The sequence below is a fragment of the Nitrospira marina genome (genome assembly GCF_059568365.1).
On sequence record NZ_JCANTH010000001.1, the window covers coordinates 669818 to 688051 of the forward strand.

15 protein-coding genes and 1 riboswitch are annotated in these 18234 nt (G+C 47.7%); of the genes, 6 read left to right on the forward strand and 9 right to left on the reverse strand.

Annotated features, from left to right (window positions below):
* Positions 1–91: 91 nt before the first annotated feature.
* Positions 92–439 carry a 4Fe-4S dicluster domain-containing protein gene (locus LX98_RS02885; RefSeq protein ID WP_312643850.1) on the reverse strand — a complete coding sequence of 116 codons (348 nt, stop codon included), beginning with the start codon at positions 437–439 and terminating at the stop codon, positions 92–94.
* A 525-nt stretch (positions 440–964) separates the two neighbouring features.
* On the opposite strand from LX98_RS02885, the gene LX98_RS02890 reads away from it, so the two are divergent.
* The 3 genes from LX98_RS02890 to LX98_RS02900 all read left to right on the forward strand — a co-directional run bounded on the left by LX98_RS02890 (position 965) and on the right by LX98_RS02900 (position 3403).
* Positions 965–1888 (forward strand): EamA family transporter, encoded by a 924-nt coding sequence (locus tag LX98_RS02890; RefSeq protein WP_496427461.1) that lies wholly within the window; start codon positions 965–967, stop codon positions 1886–1888.
* A 37-nt stretch (positions 1889–1925) separates the two neighbouring features.
* Positions 1926–2318: a nuclear transport factor 2 family protein gene (locus LX98_RS02895; RefSeq protein WP_496427462.1), complete on the forward strand. Its 393-nt coding sequence runs from the start codon at positions 1926–1928 to the stop codon at positions 2316–2318.
* 608 nt (positions 2319–2926) lie between these two features.
* A complete protein-coding gene (locus LX98_RS02900) occupies positions 2927–3403 on the forward strand; it encodes a hypothetical protein (protein WP_496427463.1) in 477 nt (158 codons plus the stop codon).
* A 47-nt stretch (positions 3404–3450) separates the two neighbouring features.
* Here the strand turns inward: LX98_RS02900 and ygfZ are convergent, their stop codons facing one another.
* From ygfZ to rffA, 8 genes are all read right to left on the reverse strand, one after another.
* Positions 3451–4545 carry a CAF17-like 4Fe-4S cluster assembly/insertion protein YgfZ gene (gene ygfZ / locus LX98_RS02905; protein ID WP_496427464.1) on the reverse strand — a complete coding sequence of 365 codons (1095 nt, stop codon included), beginning with the start codon at positions 4543–4545 and terminating at the stop codon, positions 3451–3453.
* Positions 4542–4925 (reverse strand): histidine kinase, encoded by a 384-nt coding sequence (locus LX98_RS02910; RefSeq protein WP_312643837.1) that lies wholly within the window; start codon positions 4923–4925, stop codon positions 4542–4544. The genes ygfZ and LX98_RS02910 overlap by 4 nt, the downstream gene beginning before the upstream one ends.
* A gap of 22 nt (positions 4926–4947) precedes the next feature.
* Complete coding sequence (locus tag LX98_RS02915; protein ID WP_312643834.1) at positions 4948–5463, reverse strand: tetratricopeptide repeat protein; 516 nt, start codon at positions 5461–5463, stop codon at positions 4948–4950.
* 52 nt (positions 5464–5515) lie between these two features.
* Positions 5516–6316 (reverse strand): sulfide-dependent adenosine diphosphate thiazole synthase, encoded by an 801-nt coding sequence (locus LX98_RS02920; RefSeq protein ID WP_312643832.1) that lies wholly within the window; start codon positions 6314–6316, stop codon positions 5516–5518.
* A gap of 122 nt (positions 6317–6438) precedes the next feature.
* Positions 6439–8373 (reverse strand): phosphomethylpyrimidine synthase ThiC, encoded by a 1935-nt coding sequence (gene thiC, locus LX98_RS02925; RefSeq protein WP_496427465.1) that lies wholly within the window; start codon positions 8371–8373, stop codon positions 6439–6441.
* Positions 8374–8477: 104 nt separating this feature from the next.
* Positions 8478–8580, reverse strand: a riboswitch (TPP riboswitch).
* Positions 8581–8685: 105 nt separating this feature from the next.
* A complete protein-coding gene (locus tag LX98_RS02930) occupies positions 8686–9900 on the reverse strand; it encodes a glycosyltransferase (RefSeq protein ID WP_496427466.1) in 1215 nt (404 codons plus the stop codon).
* Between the two features lie 98 nt (positions 9901–9998).
* Positions 9999–10736 carry a GNAT family N-acetyltransferase gene (locus tag LX98_RS02935; RefSeq protein WP_496427467.1) on the reverse strand — a complete coding sequence of 246 codons (738 nt, stop codon included), beginning with the start codon at positions 10734–10736 and terminating at the stop codon, positions 9999–10001.
* A 76-nt stretch (positions 10737–10812) separates the two neighbouring features.
* Positions 10813–12009, reverse strand: coding sequence for a dTDP-4-amino-4,6-dideoxygalactose transaminase (gene rffA, locus LX98_RS02940; RefSeq protein WP_496427468.1), 1197 nt, complete (start codon positions 12007–12009; stop codon positions 10813–10815).
* Between the two features lie 1538 nt (positions 12010–13547).
* On the opposite strand from rffA, the gene nadA reads away from it, so the two are divergent.
* The 3 genes from nadA to lspA all read left to right on the forward strand — a co-directional run bounded on the left by nadA (position 13548) and on the right by lspA (position 18197).
* Positions 13548–14645: a quinolinate synthase NadA gene (nadA, locus tag LX98_RS02945; RefSeq protein WP_496427469.1), complete on the forward strand. Its 1098-nt coding sequence runs from the start codon at positions 13548–13550 to the stop codon at positions 14643–14645.
* 175 nt (positions 14646–14820) lie between these two features.
* A complete protein-coding gene (gene ileS, locus LX98_RS02950; RefSeq protein ID WP_496427470.1) occupies positions 14821–17679 on the forward strand; it encodes an isoleucine--tRNA ligase in 2859 nt (952 codons plus the stop codon).
* Complete coding sequence (gene lspA / locus LX98_RS02955) at positions 17676–18197, forward strand: signal peptidase II (protein ID WP_496427471.1); 522 nt, start codon at positions 17676–17678, stop codon at positions 18195–18197. Before ileS ends, lspA begins: the two co-directional genes overlap by 4 nt.
* Positions 18198–18234: the final 37 nt, after the last annotated feature.

The following is an 18234-nucleotide window of genomic DNA, read 5'->3' on the forward strand; positions in this document are numbered from 1 at the left end:
GGGCTCCATCAATAGTTGGAGTCCAAAAGAAAAGCCCCTTCCTTGGAAAATCGGAAGGGGCTTTTTTACAGAGCCAGGTTTTTCTGGTTGGTTAATTTCGAACGCCGGCCCAAACTTTCGCTGGATCGATTTCTTTGTCAGGATTCAGCTGTTTGGCCTTATCCAGGAGCGTATCCGTTGTCTCAGGGATTTCTGGATCAGGTATGCAGCAATCGTCGACAGGACAAACAGCCGCACATTGAGGCTCATCAAAATGCCCGACGCACTCTGTGCAGCGCTCATAGGTGATCACGTACACCGTGTCCCCTTCACCCTGACCTTCACCGACCTTATTGCCCTTTTCCTCCGCGGCACTGCGTGTCTCAAAAATTGCCTCGTTGGGACATTCCGGGAGACAGGCACCACAATTAATGCACTCTTCTGTGATTAGCAACGACATAATTCCTCCTTAGGGGACAGATAAACCGTCATGTCAATTGTAGGAAGCCAACGCCTACGATTCTTATTGAAATTCGCCTTGGCATGAGGGCTGGTACACTATCAACTCTTTGGCGATTTTAACGGTGTAAATTTCTTTGCGTCAACCGGACAGAAGACCTATCAGATAAGCCATTCGGACCGGCGGGTAAATGAGGGATATTCAGAAACTTTTCTAAGAAATTGTTGGACCCCGTAACCATATAAATCAAGCATATATTTATACATTTGCTGGAAGACTGTCATATAGTCTGAGCTTGACGAACCTAGGGGCTATTGTTATAGCAGCGAGGCCTCATCATAGCTGACGGAGAGGGCACATCGCATTTCTAGGAGTTATCTTTGAGTGATGGAGAGCGAAAGATTTTGTATGTGCGGATGCGCTCTTGGTAGGCTCATCACAGAGTACGTGCAAGAGAGGGGCTGTCTTGCCTGACAGTCCGATTGGGGTTCCAGCCCCTTCCGTGTTTTTCTCACTAACCTCCCCATGAAAAACGCTAGCACGGGATCCTCAGCGTTTTCCGCCTACGCTGCTCTCACGACTGCTGCAGTGGTCTGGGGAGGGTCGGTCGTTGCACAAAAAGTCGCTTTAGGTCCTTTCTCGCCCGTAGAGGCGTCTGTGTTTAGAGGGTTGGGAGCCTTACTCATCCTTATTCCTCTTTGGCTTTGGAGGGAAGGGGTCGTTCCTTTTTCACGAAAAGATTGGCGAAACTTTTTTTTCCTAGGAATCGGGGTTCTTGGCAATCATCTGTTCGTTCTCTTTGGCTTGCAATTTATTGGGGCAGGGGCTGCTGGCATCATTATAGGTTCAAGCCCGGCCATTACCGCATTCTTGTCTTCGCTCATCCTTAAGGATATTCCCCTGCGTGTGATTTGGCTTGGCTGTCTCGTCTCGTTTTTAGGAGTATTGAGTATTTCCGGGCGCGAGGCGGTGGATGGATTGGGTTCCAATCCTTTACTCGGAGGGAGTCTGGTGGTATGTGCGTTAGTCAGTTGGGCCTTATATACCATTGGCTGTCGAAAAACCATGGAACGGTTTTCTCCGCTGACTGTGACGTGGACGACTCTTCTACTCTCTTTGATCTTTGAAATCCCTTTGTTGAGCATAAATCACAAAGTCCTGGTTACAGGGGTAGAGTCGGTTCCGGTATCTGGCTGGCTGGCACTTCTTTACGTTATGGTGTTTGCTACCGCATTGGGTCAACAGGCCTGGTTGCTTGGCGTCAAAGGAATCGGTCCTTCCAGAGCAGGAATTTTTGGGAATCTTATTCCGGTTTCTGCGCTGTGTTTTTCGGTGATGATTTTGGGGGAACCGGTTGGCATGAGAGAAATAAGTGGGATAGGATTGATTCTGATTGGGGTCTGGTTGGTTGATCGACAATCCTGTGCCGTGTTAGTGAAGGTCCCCTGATTAGGAAATGGGCGAAAATGAAGAAAGAGAGCGCACAATGCTGAAGGAACGGATTGAGGAAGTGACGCAGATGAATGAGGCGTTTTACCGTGGGTTTGAACAGCTGGATGTTGCGCTGATGGATTCTATTTGGGCTCATCAAGAGTATGTAACCTGCATTCATCCAGGATGGAGTATCCGGGTCGGGTGGCCGGCGGTTCGGGATTCCTGGGTGGTTATATTCAATAATACGTTTTCAATGAAATTTGAATTGACGGAAGTACAGGTTCAAGTTGCCGCCGATGTTGCCTGGGTCATTTGTACGGAAAATATCACCAGTCGGGTGGGAGAAAACGAACAGAATAGCCAGGTGGTATCGACCAATTTATTCGAGCGGATCGGAGACGAGTGGAAGATCATCCATCACCACGGATCGCCGCTCATGGAATAAGGTTTAATCGTCCATGGGGTACTTGGCGACGCGGGGCATTCTTTCTGTTGCTTGGGTAGCAGGAGAGATTTCCTCACTTATGGGATCGAAAAAGAGGCGTGAGGGCGGGATGATGATTCAATGCGTGTGAAGGCCAAGAGAGAACTGATCAAGAGGCAGATGTACTGAATGTCGTTTTAGCCCATTCTTCAACAATTACGTCTCGTTCTTCCATGTTCAAAGCGCAATATTTTTTAAACATACCCAGTCCGCCTTTTTTCCGGCGCCATACAACGAATTGTAAAAAGTGTTCCTTGCATAAGGATTGGGTTCCGGCAGGGGCGTAGAGGGGTTCAGTGCATCCCCCGATCAGACATGTATCAGCATCCATAAGCTGGTTCTCCTTAAAGGTTCATACGGCGACATTTTCCATTCGAAGTATGCCCAACTGGGAGCGGAGAAGGCAATCAATTCACGCCATGAAAAAAATAATTATAGGTGAATGCCATTAATAGAGGGGTTAGGTTCCCTTGCTTTCTCTGTCAAATGGCGGGTATCGTAGGCACCCTGTTATAGCCAAACCAATTCGACATAATTTAATAGTGTCGTGGAAGAAAGGAGCGTATTCTGTGTTGACTGCTACAGATGTATTTGAACAAACGAGGGAAATGGCTTTGCGTGCTACCAGCCAGGAAGAGCGGGCTCTTCAAATCGATTATCCGGCTCTGAGCACGAAGATCGAACAGGCATTGACAGGTCGGAAGGTTACTCTTCTGTATGTCAATGAATTTTTGCCGGAAGGCTATGAAGATCAAGGGCGTTTTAACGTCATGGTTATGACCTCTGGCCAGGTTCTTTTCGATATGGTTATCGGGGATTCGTACTTTCGGTATGACGTGTTTTCTTGCTGTGATTTGGATAAAATTCAATTGATTGATGGGACTTGGGATAATAAGGAAAAACGCACGGAAGAATCATTTCTTAGTCTACGATTGATGCATGGTGATGAGTCGCATATTCTTCTTGCGCTTAATGACGCACAACGTCCCGCACTATTGTCTTTTGCGGAAAAAATCTCTCATGGCCGACACCCGGAAAAAGCCTGATGCCAATCAGAGTCCGGAAGAATTCTTTGTAAAAATCTTGGAGCTGCTTACGAGACCGTAAACGGTAAGGCGCAGACAGAGGCTGGGAAGCGCTGGTCTCTGATCTCGATTTCCAGTTTTGTCTGGGGTTGGGTAAAATCTCGTAATGGGAATCCAAGGGCGATCGGTTTTTTGACAAGAGGGGAGTGGGTGGAACTGGACACCCATCCCACTTCCCGAGTCCCACTAAAAAGTTTCGCCCCAGGTTCAGGAAGTTGTGGGATTTCCGCTTCAAGAACTAAGCCGACCATTCGCCGCTTCACCGACCCGTACGTATCCATTCTGGCGACGACTTCCTGCCCGGGATAACATCCCTTCGATAAACTAAAGGCAATTCCCTCAAGGTTGGCTTCTGGGGGAACGATTTTTTCATTTAAGTCAGGCCCAAGGCGAGCCAATCCACCCTCAATCCTGGATGTTTCAAGTGCTTCCCTTCCTACTGGGAGCAGGCCTAGCTCCTTTCCGGTATTCAAGAGATGAGACCAGAGCGAAGGAATGGCTGCGACCGGTATAAACATTTCGTAGTCTTGTCCCCCTGTTTCTTCCGTGCGAGCAAGAAATCCTTGTGTATCACCTAATGTGAAGGTGATGGTATCCAAGACCTGGAGCGATCCCACTTCCAAATTTAAGGCTTGTTTAAGAATTTCCGGACCATTCGGCCCGGTAACAAGGAGAAGTCCCCAACTTTCCAGGCCATTGTGAAGCTTGGCTTTGGTCCCAAAGAGCAGAAATTTTCGAAGGGCTTGATAGGTGAGGTCTCCCACCTCTCCAACATCTTCAATGATCAGGGATTCGGGTTGCCGGAACACCCGAAAATAGGAGAGCATTTTCCCTTTATGGTTCATAAAGGCAGAGTACCGGCCCTGCCCGGATTTGAGAGGAAGAATATCATTGCTGATGAGACTTTGAAGCCAAGTGGTCCTGTCATCTCCCGTGACCATGATTTTCCCCCGTGAGGAGAGGTCGGCGAGCCCGGCTCGCCGATGAATGGACTCATACTCTAGGAGAGCTTTACTGTAATGCAAAGGGACTTCCCACTCACCACAAGCTTGAAACGTGGCTCCCAGGGCTTCATGTTGCTTATGAAGAGGAAGTGTTTTCATGATGTAGCTGCCGCCATGGTTTCCTCAAACAGCGCGAGTGTCCGCGCAGAAAACTCATTGCGCGAGACGATTTTTTGAATTCCCAGGTCTTTGGCCAGTTTCCATGTTTGAACCTCTTCATGATTGGCAAAGGCCAGAATGGGCAATGAGTGTGTTTGAGGAAGGGTTCGTAAAGATTTCACAATATCGGAGGCATTAAGACGGTCATCATTCATGTTAATAATGATGCCCATTGGTTGGCTGGCAAGAGCTTTCGTTTGCCAGTCATCTCCTGTGCGGAGACGTTCCAATTTGTAGCCTTGAGGTAAAAAGGCATCGCGTATTTTGGTGTAGAAGAAAATATCACTCACGGCTACAAGAATCGTTTTGGTGTCTGGCATTTGGTAAGGCCTTTACATGGTACTAGTTCATGAGAGTTAAAATGCGCATGAGCGCTTGTTTGGCTGTTTTGTATTCGGGATTAAGAGCCAGAGACTTTTTGTAGGAATCGACAGCTTGGTCCCATGCCCCTTGTCGTTCGTACACCCGGCCGAGATTCATATGAGGAAAGGAGGGATTTTCATATCGTTTGGCCTTCATCGCTTTTTCAAGCCACGGAATGGCCTCTTCCAACTGGTTGAGCTCAATAAGGTAGGCACCGATATCATTGTAAGGATTTCCGAACTCGGGGTCCTGGCGAATAGCCATTTGGCATTCTTCAATGGCTTCCTGCAATTGACCCATGAAACTATAGGCCCATCCTAGAAATGTGTGTGCTTCGGCGGTCGGAAAGAGGTCGATGGATTGTTTGTAGAGATCCACCGCTTCTTCCAGTTGTCCCTTCATTTGGAGCTCATAGGCCTGCTGGAAAAGGTTCCAGGCTGCCACCTTATCCTCTTCGTTGCCCTCACCCTGGTCGAGAAAATCTTGAATATCCATAAGAAATTGTGTTGCGCACCGTCCTTTTTGTGGTTCTCAGGAAAAGAGGTGGTTACTCGCCTTTGAGCTTGTGTTGAACTAATTCAGCTGCGCGTCGGCCGGAAAGCAACATCGACCCAAACGCCGGTCCCATGCGTGGACTGCCATCAACTGCAGCAACGGCCAAGCCGGTCACAAAGCAATTTGGATAGATCTCACGGGTGTTTTCTACCACTAATGCTTCAGAACGCGCTACCCACATGGCCCCGTTTCCAGGAACTTTCTGATATAAATTACGTTGGTGGAGGAGATTAACCACGACGGCGTCATGACCGGTAGCATCAACCACAATTTGACTTTCAAGGGCAATGGGATCTACATGAATGGTATCATGTCCCGCCATTTCCACAGTGGAATTATTGACAACGACACCTTCGATTCGATGATCTTGCCGAAGAATGAGATCGACGACTTTGGTGAGATTCATAATCTTCACGCCGGCTTCGTAAGCGGCGGAAATGAGCCGACTGGTCACATGAGGAGGATCAACCATGGTCATGCCCGGGCAGTCTTTAATCGGTTTAAAGGGTATGCCCAATTCTTCAAGAATCCGATCCGCCGGTTCGCAAATCGTGGCCTTATTCATGAGAAATCCACCGGACCAGAAGCCGCCACCAAGAGCCAGTGATTGTTCGATGAGCAGAGTCCGGAAGCCGATCGCGGCGAGATCGCGGGCACAGAGGAGTCCGGATGGACCTCCACCGACAATAATGATATCGCTTTCAATCAGTGAATCGAACTCTTTGTAATACTCCCGGGCAATGTGACGGGTAATGTCCCGTTCTCGTAACGGAGCGATGTTAATAGGATTCATAGGGGAGCTCCAGGTAATATTTCGTTTTTATCCAATCATACAATGCCAATTTCGTTTTGGCCCTTGTCTCTGTTCAAATTCCTGCTGGTTTTCTGCAGGTTCCGTCTTTGACCCTTCCCGCTTTATCGATATAAGTCTCCACCGGTTTTTCGGAACTCTTCTGATTTTTCCTGCATGCCTTGTTTCAGTGCGGCATCATCTGCCAATTGTTTTTCGGCAGCATACTCTCGCACGTCCTGGGTAATTTTCATAGAACAAAAATGCGGGCCACACATGGAGCAGAAATGGGCCAGTTTAGCCCCCTGAGCGGGGAGTGTGGCATCATGGAAATCCTTTGCCGTTTCCGGGTCAAGCGATAAATTGAATTGATCCTGCCATCGAAATTCAAATCGTGCCTGGGAGAGGGCATTGTCCCGGTGTTGAGCCCCCGGGTGGCCTTTAGCCAGATCTGCGGCATGTGCCGCTATTTTGTAGGCCATCACTCCGGCTTTCACGTCTTCCTTGTCAGGAAGCCCTAGATGTTCTTTGGGGGTGACGTAACACAGCATCGCGCACCCATACCAGCCGATCATGGCTGCGCCGATTGCGGATGTGATGTGGTCGTAGCCTGGGGCAATATCAGTGGTTAGCGGACCCAGGGTATAGAATGGGGCTTCGTCACAGGCAGCCAATTGCTTGTCCATGTTTTCCTTGATGAGTTGCATGGGGACGTGTCCCGGGCCTTCAATCATGACTTGGACGTCATGTTTCCAGGCGATTTTCGTGAGTTCTCCCAGCGTTTCCAGTTCGGCAAATTGAGCCGCATCGTTGGCGTCCGCCAGTGAACCCGGTCGCAATCCGTCTCCTAGGCTAAATGACACATCATAACTTTTCATGATCTCGCAAATTTCTTCAAAATGCGTATAGGTAAAGTTTTCCTGATGGTGAGCCAGGCACCACTTAGCATGGATGGATCCGCCGCGTGAGACGATGCCGGTCATGCGAGAGGCCGTCAATGGGACATAGGCCAGGCGAACACCGGCATGAATAGTGAAATAATCCACGCCTTGCTCGGCCTGTTCTACGAGAGTATCTCGAAAGATTTCCCAGGTCAGGTCCTCAGGTTTCCCCCCCACTTTTTCTAATGCCTGGTAAATGGGTACGGTCCCTATGGGCACGGGAGAATTTCGTATGATCCATTCACGGGTTTCGTGGATGTTTTTTCCTGTGGAGAGGTCCATGACGGTGTCTCCTCCCCATCGGATGGACCAAATCAATTTTTCGACTTCTTCTTCAATAGAGGACGTAACGGCAGAATTTCCAATATTGGCGTTGATTTTTACCAAAAAATTGCGCCCGATAATCATAGGCTCAATTTCTGGATGATTGATATTGGCAGGAATAATGGCCCGTCCTCGAGCTACTTCATCACGAACAAACTCCGGTGTGATGTAGGAGGGAGTAGACGCGCCCCAATTCTGTCCAGGATGTTGAGCCACCCCGAAGGTCTGACCTGTCCCGTTTTGGGCGGATAGGTTTTCCTCACGTGCCTGGTTCTCCCGAATAGCAATAAATTCCATTTCCGGTGTGACGATTCCCTTCCGGGCATAATGCAATTGCGTGACATTCATGCCTGATTTTGCCCGAAGGGGCGGGCGTTGCAAATGGAACCGGATGGCCTGTAAAGCAGGATCGTTTGCACGAATTCGTCCATACCGTGAACTGACCTCTTTCAAGGGTTCGACGTCCTGACGTTCGGCAATCCAATCCTTTCTGACGGGATGAAGGCCCTTGCGCACATCAATCTGAATCCCCGGATCGGTGTAGGGTCCAGAGGTATCATAGACAATGACAGGCGGGTTCTGAACTTCGGTGTCATCGTGCACGCTCCGACTGCTCGTTTGATGAATTTCTCGCATGGGGACCCGTACATCCGGTCTCGAGCCGGTTCGATAGATTTTTTGTGACCCGGGAAACGGTTGAATCGATAGGGAAGAAAGAGGAATGCGGGGCTCCTCCGAAACGACGTGTAATGATGGTGTCGAGGGACTAGATGTGGTGGTTTGGGCTGGTGTCATGCAAACCCTCTCTTTCTGGGTTTAGGGAATTGGTCCAGGAAGCTTATTCCAAAATACAAAAAGCCGCCCCTTTTTTAGCTAAAGAGTGCGGCTGCTTGTGCGGGCTTTCGTGGCTCCTGCTTCCCTACGCTGGTATTATCCAGGTCAGGTCGTGAGGGTCGTCCCCCTTATTGGGACTCTCAGCGTGTCGCACCCCTAGCAAATTCATAGTAAGTCCCGTGCTAATTGTTTGTCAAACAGTGCCAGGCTCCCATTTATATAGTTTGTTAAAAGTTCCTTAACAAAAGCCATTTTCTTAATGGTAGGTGTATGTCAACCTCCATTCCTAAGGTACTTATACACTGTAATTATATCCTCGATTCCCAATCGAATGTCCAAATTGGCCTGACAAAATTCTATGCCACGACCACCAAGTTCTCTTCCATGATCAGGCAGTGTCAGGATCTGAGCTACAGCCGCTGATAAACCAGCAACACTTTTATTGGGTACTAAAATTCCATGACCAACCTTTTTTAGAAGCTCCGTTTCACAGCCTGTATCAAATCCCACGATAGGTATTCCCATAGCCATGGCGTTATAGGTCGAAAGATTAGTTTCCTCAAAAACCATGGTACGAAGGTACACTGTAGCCGCTGCGTAATAGGGCAGAAGGTCTTCTTGATAGCCAACGAGACGTACGTGGTCATAAATACTTAATTTTTTTGCGCGGGCCTCGAGTTCTGAGAGCTGATTTCCATCACCAACTAAAAGCCAATGAAGCTTGGGAAATTGTCGTAAAAGGTCAGGAAGGGCTTCCAAAGCATATGCGTGTCCTTTGGATGAGTCCAATCGCCCGACAGAAAGAGCAATTAAAGCATCTGATGGCAAATGATATTTTTCTTTAATTGCCTGATGGAAATGTTGCCGTTGATGTCGAATCTTATTTATTTCTTCAAGATCAAGAAGCCCGCGAAGAGGAACGATTTTGGAATCGGGAATGCCTATTGAGAGCAACTCATCCCGGCAGCGGGAGGCAGCCGTGAAGAAACAATCGAACAAAGCATGAAATCTGGCGAAAAGCTTTGGCACCCAGGCTTTACCATCGTCTACCATTTGGGAAAAGAGGGATGGAACCAGATGAACCACCGGGCGTCGAAATATTATTTTTAAAGGCAGCCCAATGGTTAAAACATAATTCGTGTGCAAATTGATAATGTCAGGCCGAAACCAGAATAAGGCTTTACCAACATGCCACAACGCATTCATGTACCGTAGGAGAAACCATGTCGTATCCCAGCGATCTAAGATTTTCAGGATACGCCGTTTGGGAACTTGGGCATAGGCGCCTTTTTCTCGCATAAGATCTGCATAGATCCATTTCCCTTTGTTCGGTGAAAAGGAAATGACCATGTGCTTGACCTTATCTGATGGGGTTAACCGGACAATATCCCAGAGCAATCTTGTTGTCCCATATCCGGTTATTCTATCAATCAGATGGAGGACCCGTATCGGCGCTTTATCCTCGATCACTTCAGTTACTTTTTCCATGCCAGGCTGCTTGTTTATTTCTGAGTGTCGTAATCCTTGAATGCCTCGATTTCTAAGGATGTACGCTCTTTGGCAATGTCGATCCAGGGAGGACCCACCTACTGTGGGATCCAAAAATGATAATAATTCTGAAGAGATTCCGGTAGGTAGCCGGACCTTTCATAAAATTTACAGGCTTGCACATTGTCTTTCTGCGTAATCGCCTCCGAAATTTTGATACCATTGGATAACAGCCATTCATGGAGTCTCTTAATCAACAATGAGCCGATTCCTTGACCTTGGACTTTTTTTTGAACCCCCATCAGGCCAATTTTTCCCATACCATTTTTTGCAGACCCGGTAACCATCCCGAGATATTCCTCTTTATTTCTGGAATCCGGCACGACAAACACCACATCAGCAAGTTCATGTAAAGTGCTTCGATTGATCCAAATATGGTACAGGCTTGCAAACTTGTCCCTGGGAATACATGGATCTATAAAGAATCTGGAATGGCCACCTCCGATTAATGCTAGATTCACTAGCTGCTCATTGGCGGGCAAGAGAGGGTATTCAATTGCTTGAACCGTAGTGCTCGGCAACTTAACCCCACCCACGGTGGAGTCGGAACTTAGCTTCCGACGATAGGTGATCTTTCTATCTACAAGGGAACCTGAAAAACTTTGAAGGAGAGGCAAAGGGATCATCCGATTCGGGGACGTGGCCCAGTAAATCAAGCGATAGCCATTTTCTTTGGCATAAATCAGAATGCTCATGAGTTCTGAGTCGGTTAATTCTGGGGTAATAATCTGCCCTACCAAAATCTCAAAATGTTGAGAGTCCCAGGGTAGTGGCATAAGAAATGTGAAAAGATTATCCCTGATTTTTTATTCTCACTTCGTGCAATCGGTTTACTCCTTAACCCTCTCGGCACTAATTGACGAATCGGAGTGCCGGTGGTTCTTCTCGTTTTAGCTTTATATTTTCTTTCACGATTTCTACCCCTTCGGTAATACATTTTACGATGTATTCCTGCTCCACTTCAGTCATTTCGTAATAAAAAGGCAAACGCAAAAGTTGCCCGCTTAATTGCTCTGTGATTGGAAAGTCGCCCTCAGCATATCCGAACTTTTTCCCCATGGGCGAAGTGTGGAGTGGAACAAAATGAAAAACTGCCAAAATATTCTGTTGTCTTAGGTACCCCATGAGGGCATCTCTGGTTTCCATGTCTGGCAGAAGGATATAAAACATATGATAATTGGTTTTGCAATCTTCGGGTATGGTAGGAAGACTGAGTAGTCCTTGAATTTCAAGGGGTCTCAACATTAGCCGGTACTGTTTGTAAATAGCCTTTCTTCGCTCCGCTATTGAGTCCAACATCTCCAATTGGGCATAGAGGAATGCACAGACGATTTCACTTGGCACATAGGACGATCCAATATCCACCCATGTATACTTATCAACTTCTCCACGAAAAAAATCGCTCCGGTTGGTTCCCTTGTCTCGAATGATCTCCGCTCGCCTAATCATTCCCGGATCGTTGATACACAGAGCCCCTCCTTCTCCGCAAATATAATTTTTGGTCTCATGGAAACTATAGGTACCAAGATGTCCAATAGTTCCGAGGGGCCGTTCGTTATAATATGCGCCTACTCCTTGTGCCGCATCTTCTATGACGAAAAGATCATGCTTGTTTGCAATCGCCATAATGCGGCCCATTTCGCATCCGATCCCGGCATAATGAACAGGGATAATGGCCTTTGTTTTAGAGGTAATGGCTTCTTCAATCCGATTTTCATCCAGATTCAGCGTGTCAGGTCTGATATCCACAAATACAGGCCTGGCGCCCAATCGAACAATCGAATTGGCAGTCGAGACAAAGGTATAGGATGGGAGAATGACCTCATCACCGGCCCCCAGCTTACAAAGCATTGCGGCCATTTCCAAAGCGGCCGTGCAGGAAGGGGTCATGAGCACTTTGGGAATTCTGAACCGTTTTTCAAACAATTCCGAACATTTTTTAGTGAAATACCCATCACCAGCCAGATTTCCAAACGTCACGGCTTGCGCAATATAATAAAGCTCTTTTCCCGCAATGAACGGTTTATTAAATGGTATGATATTTTTCATCTTTCCCTCTCCATTTAGTGACTGTCTCTTTCTATCCTTCCACGTTTGAGATCTCTTGACTGAGCTGAGAATTTCGTACCTCACACGGTTGTGAAAAAATTCCGGAGGCGATTAGTTTTGACGGTGGAAGTTCCAAATGCGCTGTTGAACTTTAACTCTTTTGCCTTTGCACCTCTTTGAATTACCAAAAGGCCATACTTTGCTGAAATTGCATGGATTCGGCAAAGGTTGGTTGCCCTCACTGGGAATTTTTGGCACTCCTATCCAGTCAGCCAAACTCTTGCCCCTGTATTCTGAGCCCAGCTTTTGTCGCCGGTCTAATTAGTTTTTCATAGCAGGATATCCAATTTTTTACGGCTGAAGTCTATAGAACTTCGAGAATCCTGGCTGCCTGATTTTTGAAAGTGTAAACGTCTGAGGTTCTTTGTATGAACGGGGCGATGCCGATTTTTTTTAAAGGGAATATCTGCATCTCCGGTCCGTGAACGTTAACCCAATTATGGAATGTAATGATGCCAGGTTCTTCCGGAACAACACGGTCCAACTGCTTACTTTATCTGAATTTTTTAACCGATTTCTCCTTATACCTAAAGCAACTTCCCAATTTGCTGAGGAAGGTGCATGCTTTATTATTGAAGTTTAGCCGAAAGGCATACTAATGGGAATTCCCAATTTTTCTCCACCATCTTGCAGCATTGCTAGAGCCATCAACCTTGTGGAGAGACGAAGCCACCGGACTGTTAGGGATAGCGGCCGATATCACCCTCGGTAGACCCTATTAGTTTATTGGCCGATCCAAACAGGAATTTCTCATTCAACAAAAAAGGTTTCTATTTGGGTTTCCAAAGGTCCTTATTAATGAAGAAATGATGGAAATAGAGGCTGTAAAAATAAGTCGGGCGGAGACATGCCTGATATACTGGATAAAAGGGCCCTCAGTTGACGTTAAATTTGGCATCAACCTTGTAGGGAGACGGTTCAGATGGGAGAATGTACGACTACTTTGTCATGGTGCTATTCCGGCATCCAAGCTAAAAGGTAAGCTAGGAGGACCACACATTCTCGGGATTTCTCCGATCGGCGACCCAAAGGGGATCTTTTAAAACACTCTCTCAGGGATAGCAAAAAGTGGTAAGTGAGAGCCGTAGGCACCGGGATCAATACCACGACAACCATGCTCAAAATGTTGGTTCAATGGCAAAGCTGTCCCTCAAGGAGAGGATGAGAGCCTATGTATGTATGCATGGCACCCGAAGGGCGCTTAAAACAAGTTGTAGGAGATCACTTACCGATTTAATGATCTTAAACCAACCCAGAAGGTCGATTTTGGTCACTGCATGTTCATATGTAGATCGCCAAGAGGTGGATTATTGGGAGAGCTCAAAATAGTAGTTATTTAAAGAGAATTCCTTTCTTAGGCACCTACAGATTTGTTAAACTTAAGTTTCATTTATTGATTTCCTAAAAATGGTGGTTATCATCGAACAGATAGCCATCTTCCAATCGATTAAATTTTGAAAGCGTATTTGGAAATATTTATGCCTACAATTACCGAATTCCCTATCACTGATTATCAAACTCTTCCGGATCAGGAGTTGTTTGATCGCATTGTGGAAGCAAAGGCTAAGTTAGGTCGGAAAGTACTGGTATTGGGGCACAATTACCAGCGGGACGATGTGATTGTGCATGCCGATTTCCGAGGCGATTCTCTTCTTCTTGCCAAGTATGCGGCCGAGCACCCTGAGCATCCTTACGTAGTGTTTTGTGGGGTGCATTTTATGGCTGAAACAGCCGACATTTTGAGTCGTTCCAATCAAACCGTCATTCTGCCTGACATGGCTGCAGGCTGTTCTATGGCGGATATGGCATCCATGGAACAGGTGGATGATTGCTGGGATCGGCTCGGACGGTTTTTGCCGGTGGAAGAGACCGTAACCCCAATCGTGTATGTGAATTCCGCTGCTGCGCTCAAAGCCTTTTGCGGGGAACATGGCGGTGTGACTTGTACCTCCTCCAATGCCAAAGCGATTATGAATTGGGCCTGGGAACGGAGAGAAAAGATTCTCTTTTTTCCTGATGAGCATTTAGGGCGGAACACCGCGAATGCCATGGGGTTTCCACGCGAAGAGATGATTGTGTGGGATCCCTTCCAACCCAACGGCGGACATATCCGGGAAACAATCCAGAAGGCTCGTCTGATTCTCTGGAAGGGACACTGTAGTGTGCACCAGATGTTCCAAGCGGCTCACGTGGCCTATTTCCGGAAGCAGTATCCTGCCGTTCAGGTTATTGTGCACCCTGAATGTCATGAGGATGTGGTCAATCAGGCAGACCTGGTGGGATCGACGGAGTTTATTATTCGGACGGTGACCCAGGCCGATCCGGGAACAATTTGGGCCGTGGGAACTGAGCTGAATTTGGTGAATCGGTTGAAACATGATCAAACCGATAAGCAAATCTATTTCCTTTCCCCAATGGTATGTCGGTGTTCGACCATGTACAGAATTGATGGACCTCATTTATGTTGGGCCATGGAAAATCTCGTGCAGGGCCATGTGGTTAATCACATACAAGTTCCCGACGAGGAGAAAGTGTTTGCCAAGCTGGCTTTGGACCGCATGATGGATCTGAGCTGATTGCCTTCCTTTTGTGGTTTCTTCTTCCCTTAATTTGTGGCTCTTTCAACTCAATAATATGGTCCTCGCTTATGGCTGTGTGGCGGCGAGATGCCTGAAGGGCATTGTTTGACGGGTTTGAGGGGCATGGCTAGAATGGCCTTGAGTTTATCCCACTATTCTTGAGAATTTCCCCATGGACTACAAAGCGACATTGAACCTTCCCCGGACTGAGTTTCCGATGAAGGCCAACCTGCCCCAAAAAGAACCGGAGCGATTAGCGCGGTGGGAGCAAGAGCGGGTGTACGACCGTATTCAGGAGGCCAGAAATGGCAGTCCCCGTTATATCCTTCATGATGGCCCTCCCTATGCCAATGGCCATATTCATATCGGGCATGGGCTGAATAAAATCCTCAAAGATATCATTATTAAATCGAAAACCATGGCGGGTTTCCAGGCTCCCTATATTCCTGGATGGGATTGTCACGGGTTGCCGATTGAACATCAGGTGACCAAGCAACTTGGACCCAAGAAAAAAGACCTGAGTGCGGTAGAACTCCGGAAACTCTGCCGAGAATATGCGGAAAAATTTGTTGAGATCCAACGAGACGAATTTCGCCGGTTGGGAGTATTCGGGGATTGGGAGCATCCGTATCTGACCATGGATCATGCCTATGAGGCAGCGATTGTGCGAGAGTTCGGGAAGTTTGTGGAAAAAGGGCGGGTCTATAAAGGGTTGAAGCCGGTCTTATGGTGTCCCGTGGATCAAACTGCGCTGGCTGAAGCCGAAGTGGAATACGAGGATCATCTCTCACCTTCGGTGTATGTGAAATTTCCCTTTACCGTCTCGCCAACTGAAATGGGTTCCAACCAACGATTGGATCTGCCAACAGTCAAAACGTTGAAAGCCGTTTCGGCTGTTATCTGGACGACGACCCCTTGGACCCTTCCCGCGAATCAAGCCATTTGCCTGCATCCCGATTTTGACTATGCCGTTCTTCAAGCCGGTGAAGAGGCTTTTATCGTGGCTCTTGGATTGGAAGACGCATTTGCCAAGGCCTGTAACATCGAGAAATTTGAGGTGTTGGGTAAAAAGAAAGGAAAAGATTTTGAGGGGTGGACGTGTCATCCTCCATTTGCCAAGAAAGAGGTCCCCATCCTCAATGGAAATTTTGTCACTTTGGAGCAAGGAACGGGGTGTGTCCACATTGCTCCCGGACATGGGATGGATGATTATCTTGTAGTTTTGAAATATAACAAATCCCCTTATGTCGAAATACTTCCAGATCGGAAGCCTTTAGAGATATTGGTGCCGGTCAATGATGCTGGACGGTTTACGGAGGAATTCCCTGAGTTTGCCGGCCAACCCGTTTTGGAGGCGAATTCTGGGATTGTAGAAGTCTTAAAGACCAAAGGATTGTTGGTTGGCGAAAAAAAGCTCGAGCATTCTTATCCACATTGTTGGCGCTGTAAGCAACCGGTCATCTTTCGGGCTACCCACCAATGGTTTGTATCCATGGAGGTAGCCGATCTTCGTCGGAAAGCCTTGAAAGAAATTGATAAAGTTCAATGGATTCCTGAGCGGGGGCGAGATCGTATTTATGGCATGATTGTGAACCGTCCGGATTGGTGCTTATCCCGGCAACGCATGTGGGGGACCCCCATTCCCGCGTTTTCGTGCGAAAGTTGTTCGACCCCGCTTGCTGATCATAATGTGATTGAGCATATCAGTGTTCAAATGCAGGAGAGTGGAGCCGACATTTGGTTTAGTCGATCCGCCGAGGAATTACTTCCGCAGGGAACTACATGTGTGCAATGCGGCCATGGGTCGTTTAAAAAAGAACATGATATTTTAGATGTCTGGTTTGAATCGGGCGTGAGTCATGCGGCCGTGTTGAGGCCTCGGGGCGAAGGCTGGTACCCCGCGGACTTATATCTTGAAGGTTCCGATCAACATCGGGGGTGGTTCCACAGTTCGCTCTTGACGTCCGTGACCACGGATGAGCAAGCGCCCTATCGGGCCGTGCTCACGCATGGGTTTGTTTTGGATGGGGAAGGCAAAAAAATGTCGAAATCGGCAGGCAATGTCGTGACTCCACAAGAAATCATCAAAGAGTCTGGTGCGGAAATTCTGCGACTATGGGTGGCCTCGCAGGATTATCAGGAAGATTTGCGTATCTCAAAAGAGATTTTAAAACAATTGACGGATGCGTATCGTAAGGTGCGCAATACCTGCCGGTTTCTCTTGAGTAACCTGTATGATTTTGAGCCTGGCGTTCATTCGGTCCCACATGCTGATTTACCGGATCTGGATCAATGGGCTCTCTGGCGGCTCGGGCAACTGATCGACAACGTGAAAAAAGGATATGGACAATTTCAATTTCGACAGGTTGTGCATGAGTGGGATTATTTTTGTTCCACGGATATGAGTGCGACCTACTTGGATATCTTGAAAGACCGGTTATATACCTTTCCAGCGAACTCGCCGCTTCGGCGTGGGTCTCAAACGGTCTTGTATGAAATTGTGTCAGCCTTAGCCAAGCTCATGGCGCCTATCCTGAGCTTTACGGCTGAAGAAATCTGGCAGGTCCTTCCGGAATCCACGAAAGAAGGATCTAAACCTGTGAGTGTGCATTTGGCCGATTTTCCGGAATCCCCCACAGTCTTTCAAGATCCCCAGCTCCATAAGACGTGGACCTACTTGTTTCAAGTCCGGGATAAGGTGCAGTCCGCCTTAGAAAAGTCGAGACGGGACAAGGTGATTGGTTCTTCCCTGGATGCCGCCGTGATCCTGCATGCGACCGAACCAAATTGTACGTTGCTCAAACAATATCTCACCGATTTGCCGGCGTTGTTTATTGTCTCGTGCGTGAAGGTGAAAGGGGTTGCGACCCTGCCTGGAGCCGAATTGGTAGAGGCGAGTCTTGGGTTGGCGATTGAGGTCGTCAAAGCCGAAGGGTCCAAATGTGATCGATGTTGGAATATTCGCCAGGATGTGGGGTCACAGGCCCAACATCCAACTCTCTGTGGGCGATGCGTGGAGGCGTTGGGGTGAGCGGGGGCCTTCACCGGTTTGTGTTGTTGGGCCTCGTCGTGGCGTCCATCGTAAGCCTTGATCAGGTCACCAAGTATTATATTGCCACTTCGATGTATCTTCACGAATCCATCCCCATTATTCCGGGATATTTTTCTTTGACCTACATCAGAAACCCTGGCGCCGCATTTGGGATCATGGGCACAACCAGCAGTGGGTTTAGGCTCATTTTCTTTTTCCTGACCTCCCTATTTGCCATGGGATTATTAATCACCATCTTCTTGCGGCTGGAACCCCACGATTGGTGGGGGCAATTGACTATTGCGTCTATTTTTGGTGGTGCGATTGGGAATTTTATCGATCGCCTGCAATATGGAGAAGTCATCGATTTTTTAGATTTCTATATCAATGGCTACCATTGGCCCGCTTTCAATGTGGCCGATTCGGCGATTAGCGTGGGAGTGTGCTCTCTTCTCCTCCTGTTTGCCTTTGAAAAACGGAAACCCAACTTGACCCCTCAGGAAAATCCTCCTCTCTAATCTTTCGGATTATCTTCAGTTGCGGACCACGTGTGTA

What these genes read in the sequence shown, in the direction of transcription:
- LX98_RS02885 (WP_312643850.1), bottom strand. Translation starts at nt 439, where the DNA reads ATGTCGTTGCTAATCACAGAAGAGTGCATTAATTGTGGTGCCTGTCTC.
- LX98_RS02890 (WP_496427461.1), top strand. Translation starts at nt 965, where the DNA reads ATGAAAAACGCTAGCACGGGATCCTCAGCGTTTTCCGCCTACGCTGCT.
- LX98_RS02895 (WP_496427462.1), top strand. Translation starts at nt 1,926, where the DNA reads ATGCTGAAGGAACGGATTGAGGAAGTGACGCAGATGAATGAGGCGTTT.
- ygfZ (WP_496427464.1), bottom strand. Translation starts at nt 4,545, where the DNA reads ATGAAAACACTTCCTCTTCATAAGCAACATGAAGCCCTGGGAGCCACG.
- LX98_RS02910 (WP_312643837.1), bottom strand. Translation starts at nt 4,925, where the DNA reads ATGCCAGACACCAAAACGATTCTTGTAGCCGTGAGTGATATTTTCTTC.
- LX98_RS02915 (WP_312643834.1), bottom strand. Translation starts at nt 5,463, where the DNA reads ATGGATATTCAAGATTTTCTCGACCAGGGTGAGGGCAACGAAGAGGAT.
- LX98_RS02920 (WP_312643832.1), bottom strand. Translation starts at nt 6,316, where the DNA reads ATGAATCCTATTAACATCGCTCCGTTACGAGAACGGGACATTACCCGT.
- thiC (WP_496427465.1), bottom strand. Translation starts at nt 8,373, where the DNA reads ATGACACCAGCCCAAACCACCACATCTAGTCCCTCGACACCATCATTA.
- LX98_RS02930 (WP_496427466.1), bottom strand. Translation starts at nt 9,900, where the DNA reads ATGGAAAAAGTAACTGAAGTGATCGAGGATAAAGCGCCGATACGGGTC.
- LX98_RS02935 (WP_496427467.1), bottom strand. Translation starts at nt 10,736, where the DNA reads ATGCCACTACCCTGGGACTCTCAACATTTTGAGATTTTGGTAGGGCAG.
- rffA (WP_496427468.1), bottom strand. Translation starts at nt 12,009, where the DNA reads ATGAAAAATATCATACCATTTAATAAACCGTTCATTGCGGGAAAAGAG.
- nadA (WP_496427469.1), top strand. Translation starts at nt 13,548, where the DNA reads ATGCCTACAATTACCGAATTCCCTATCACTGATTATCAAACTCTTCCG.
- ileS (WP_496427470.1), top strand. Translation starts at nt 14,821, where the DNA reads ATGGACTACAAAGCGACATTGAACCTTCCCCGGACTGAGTTTCCGATG.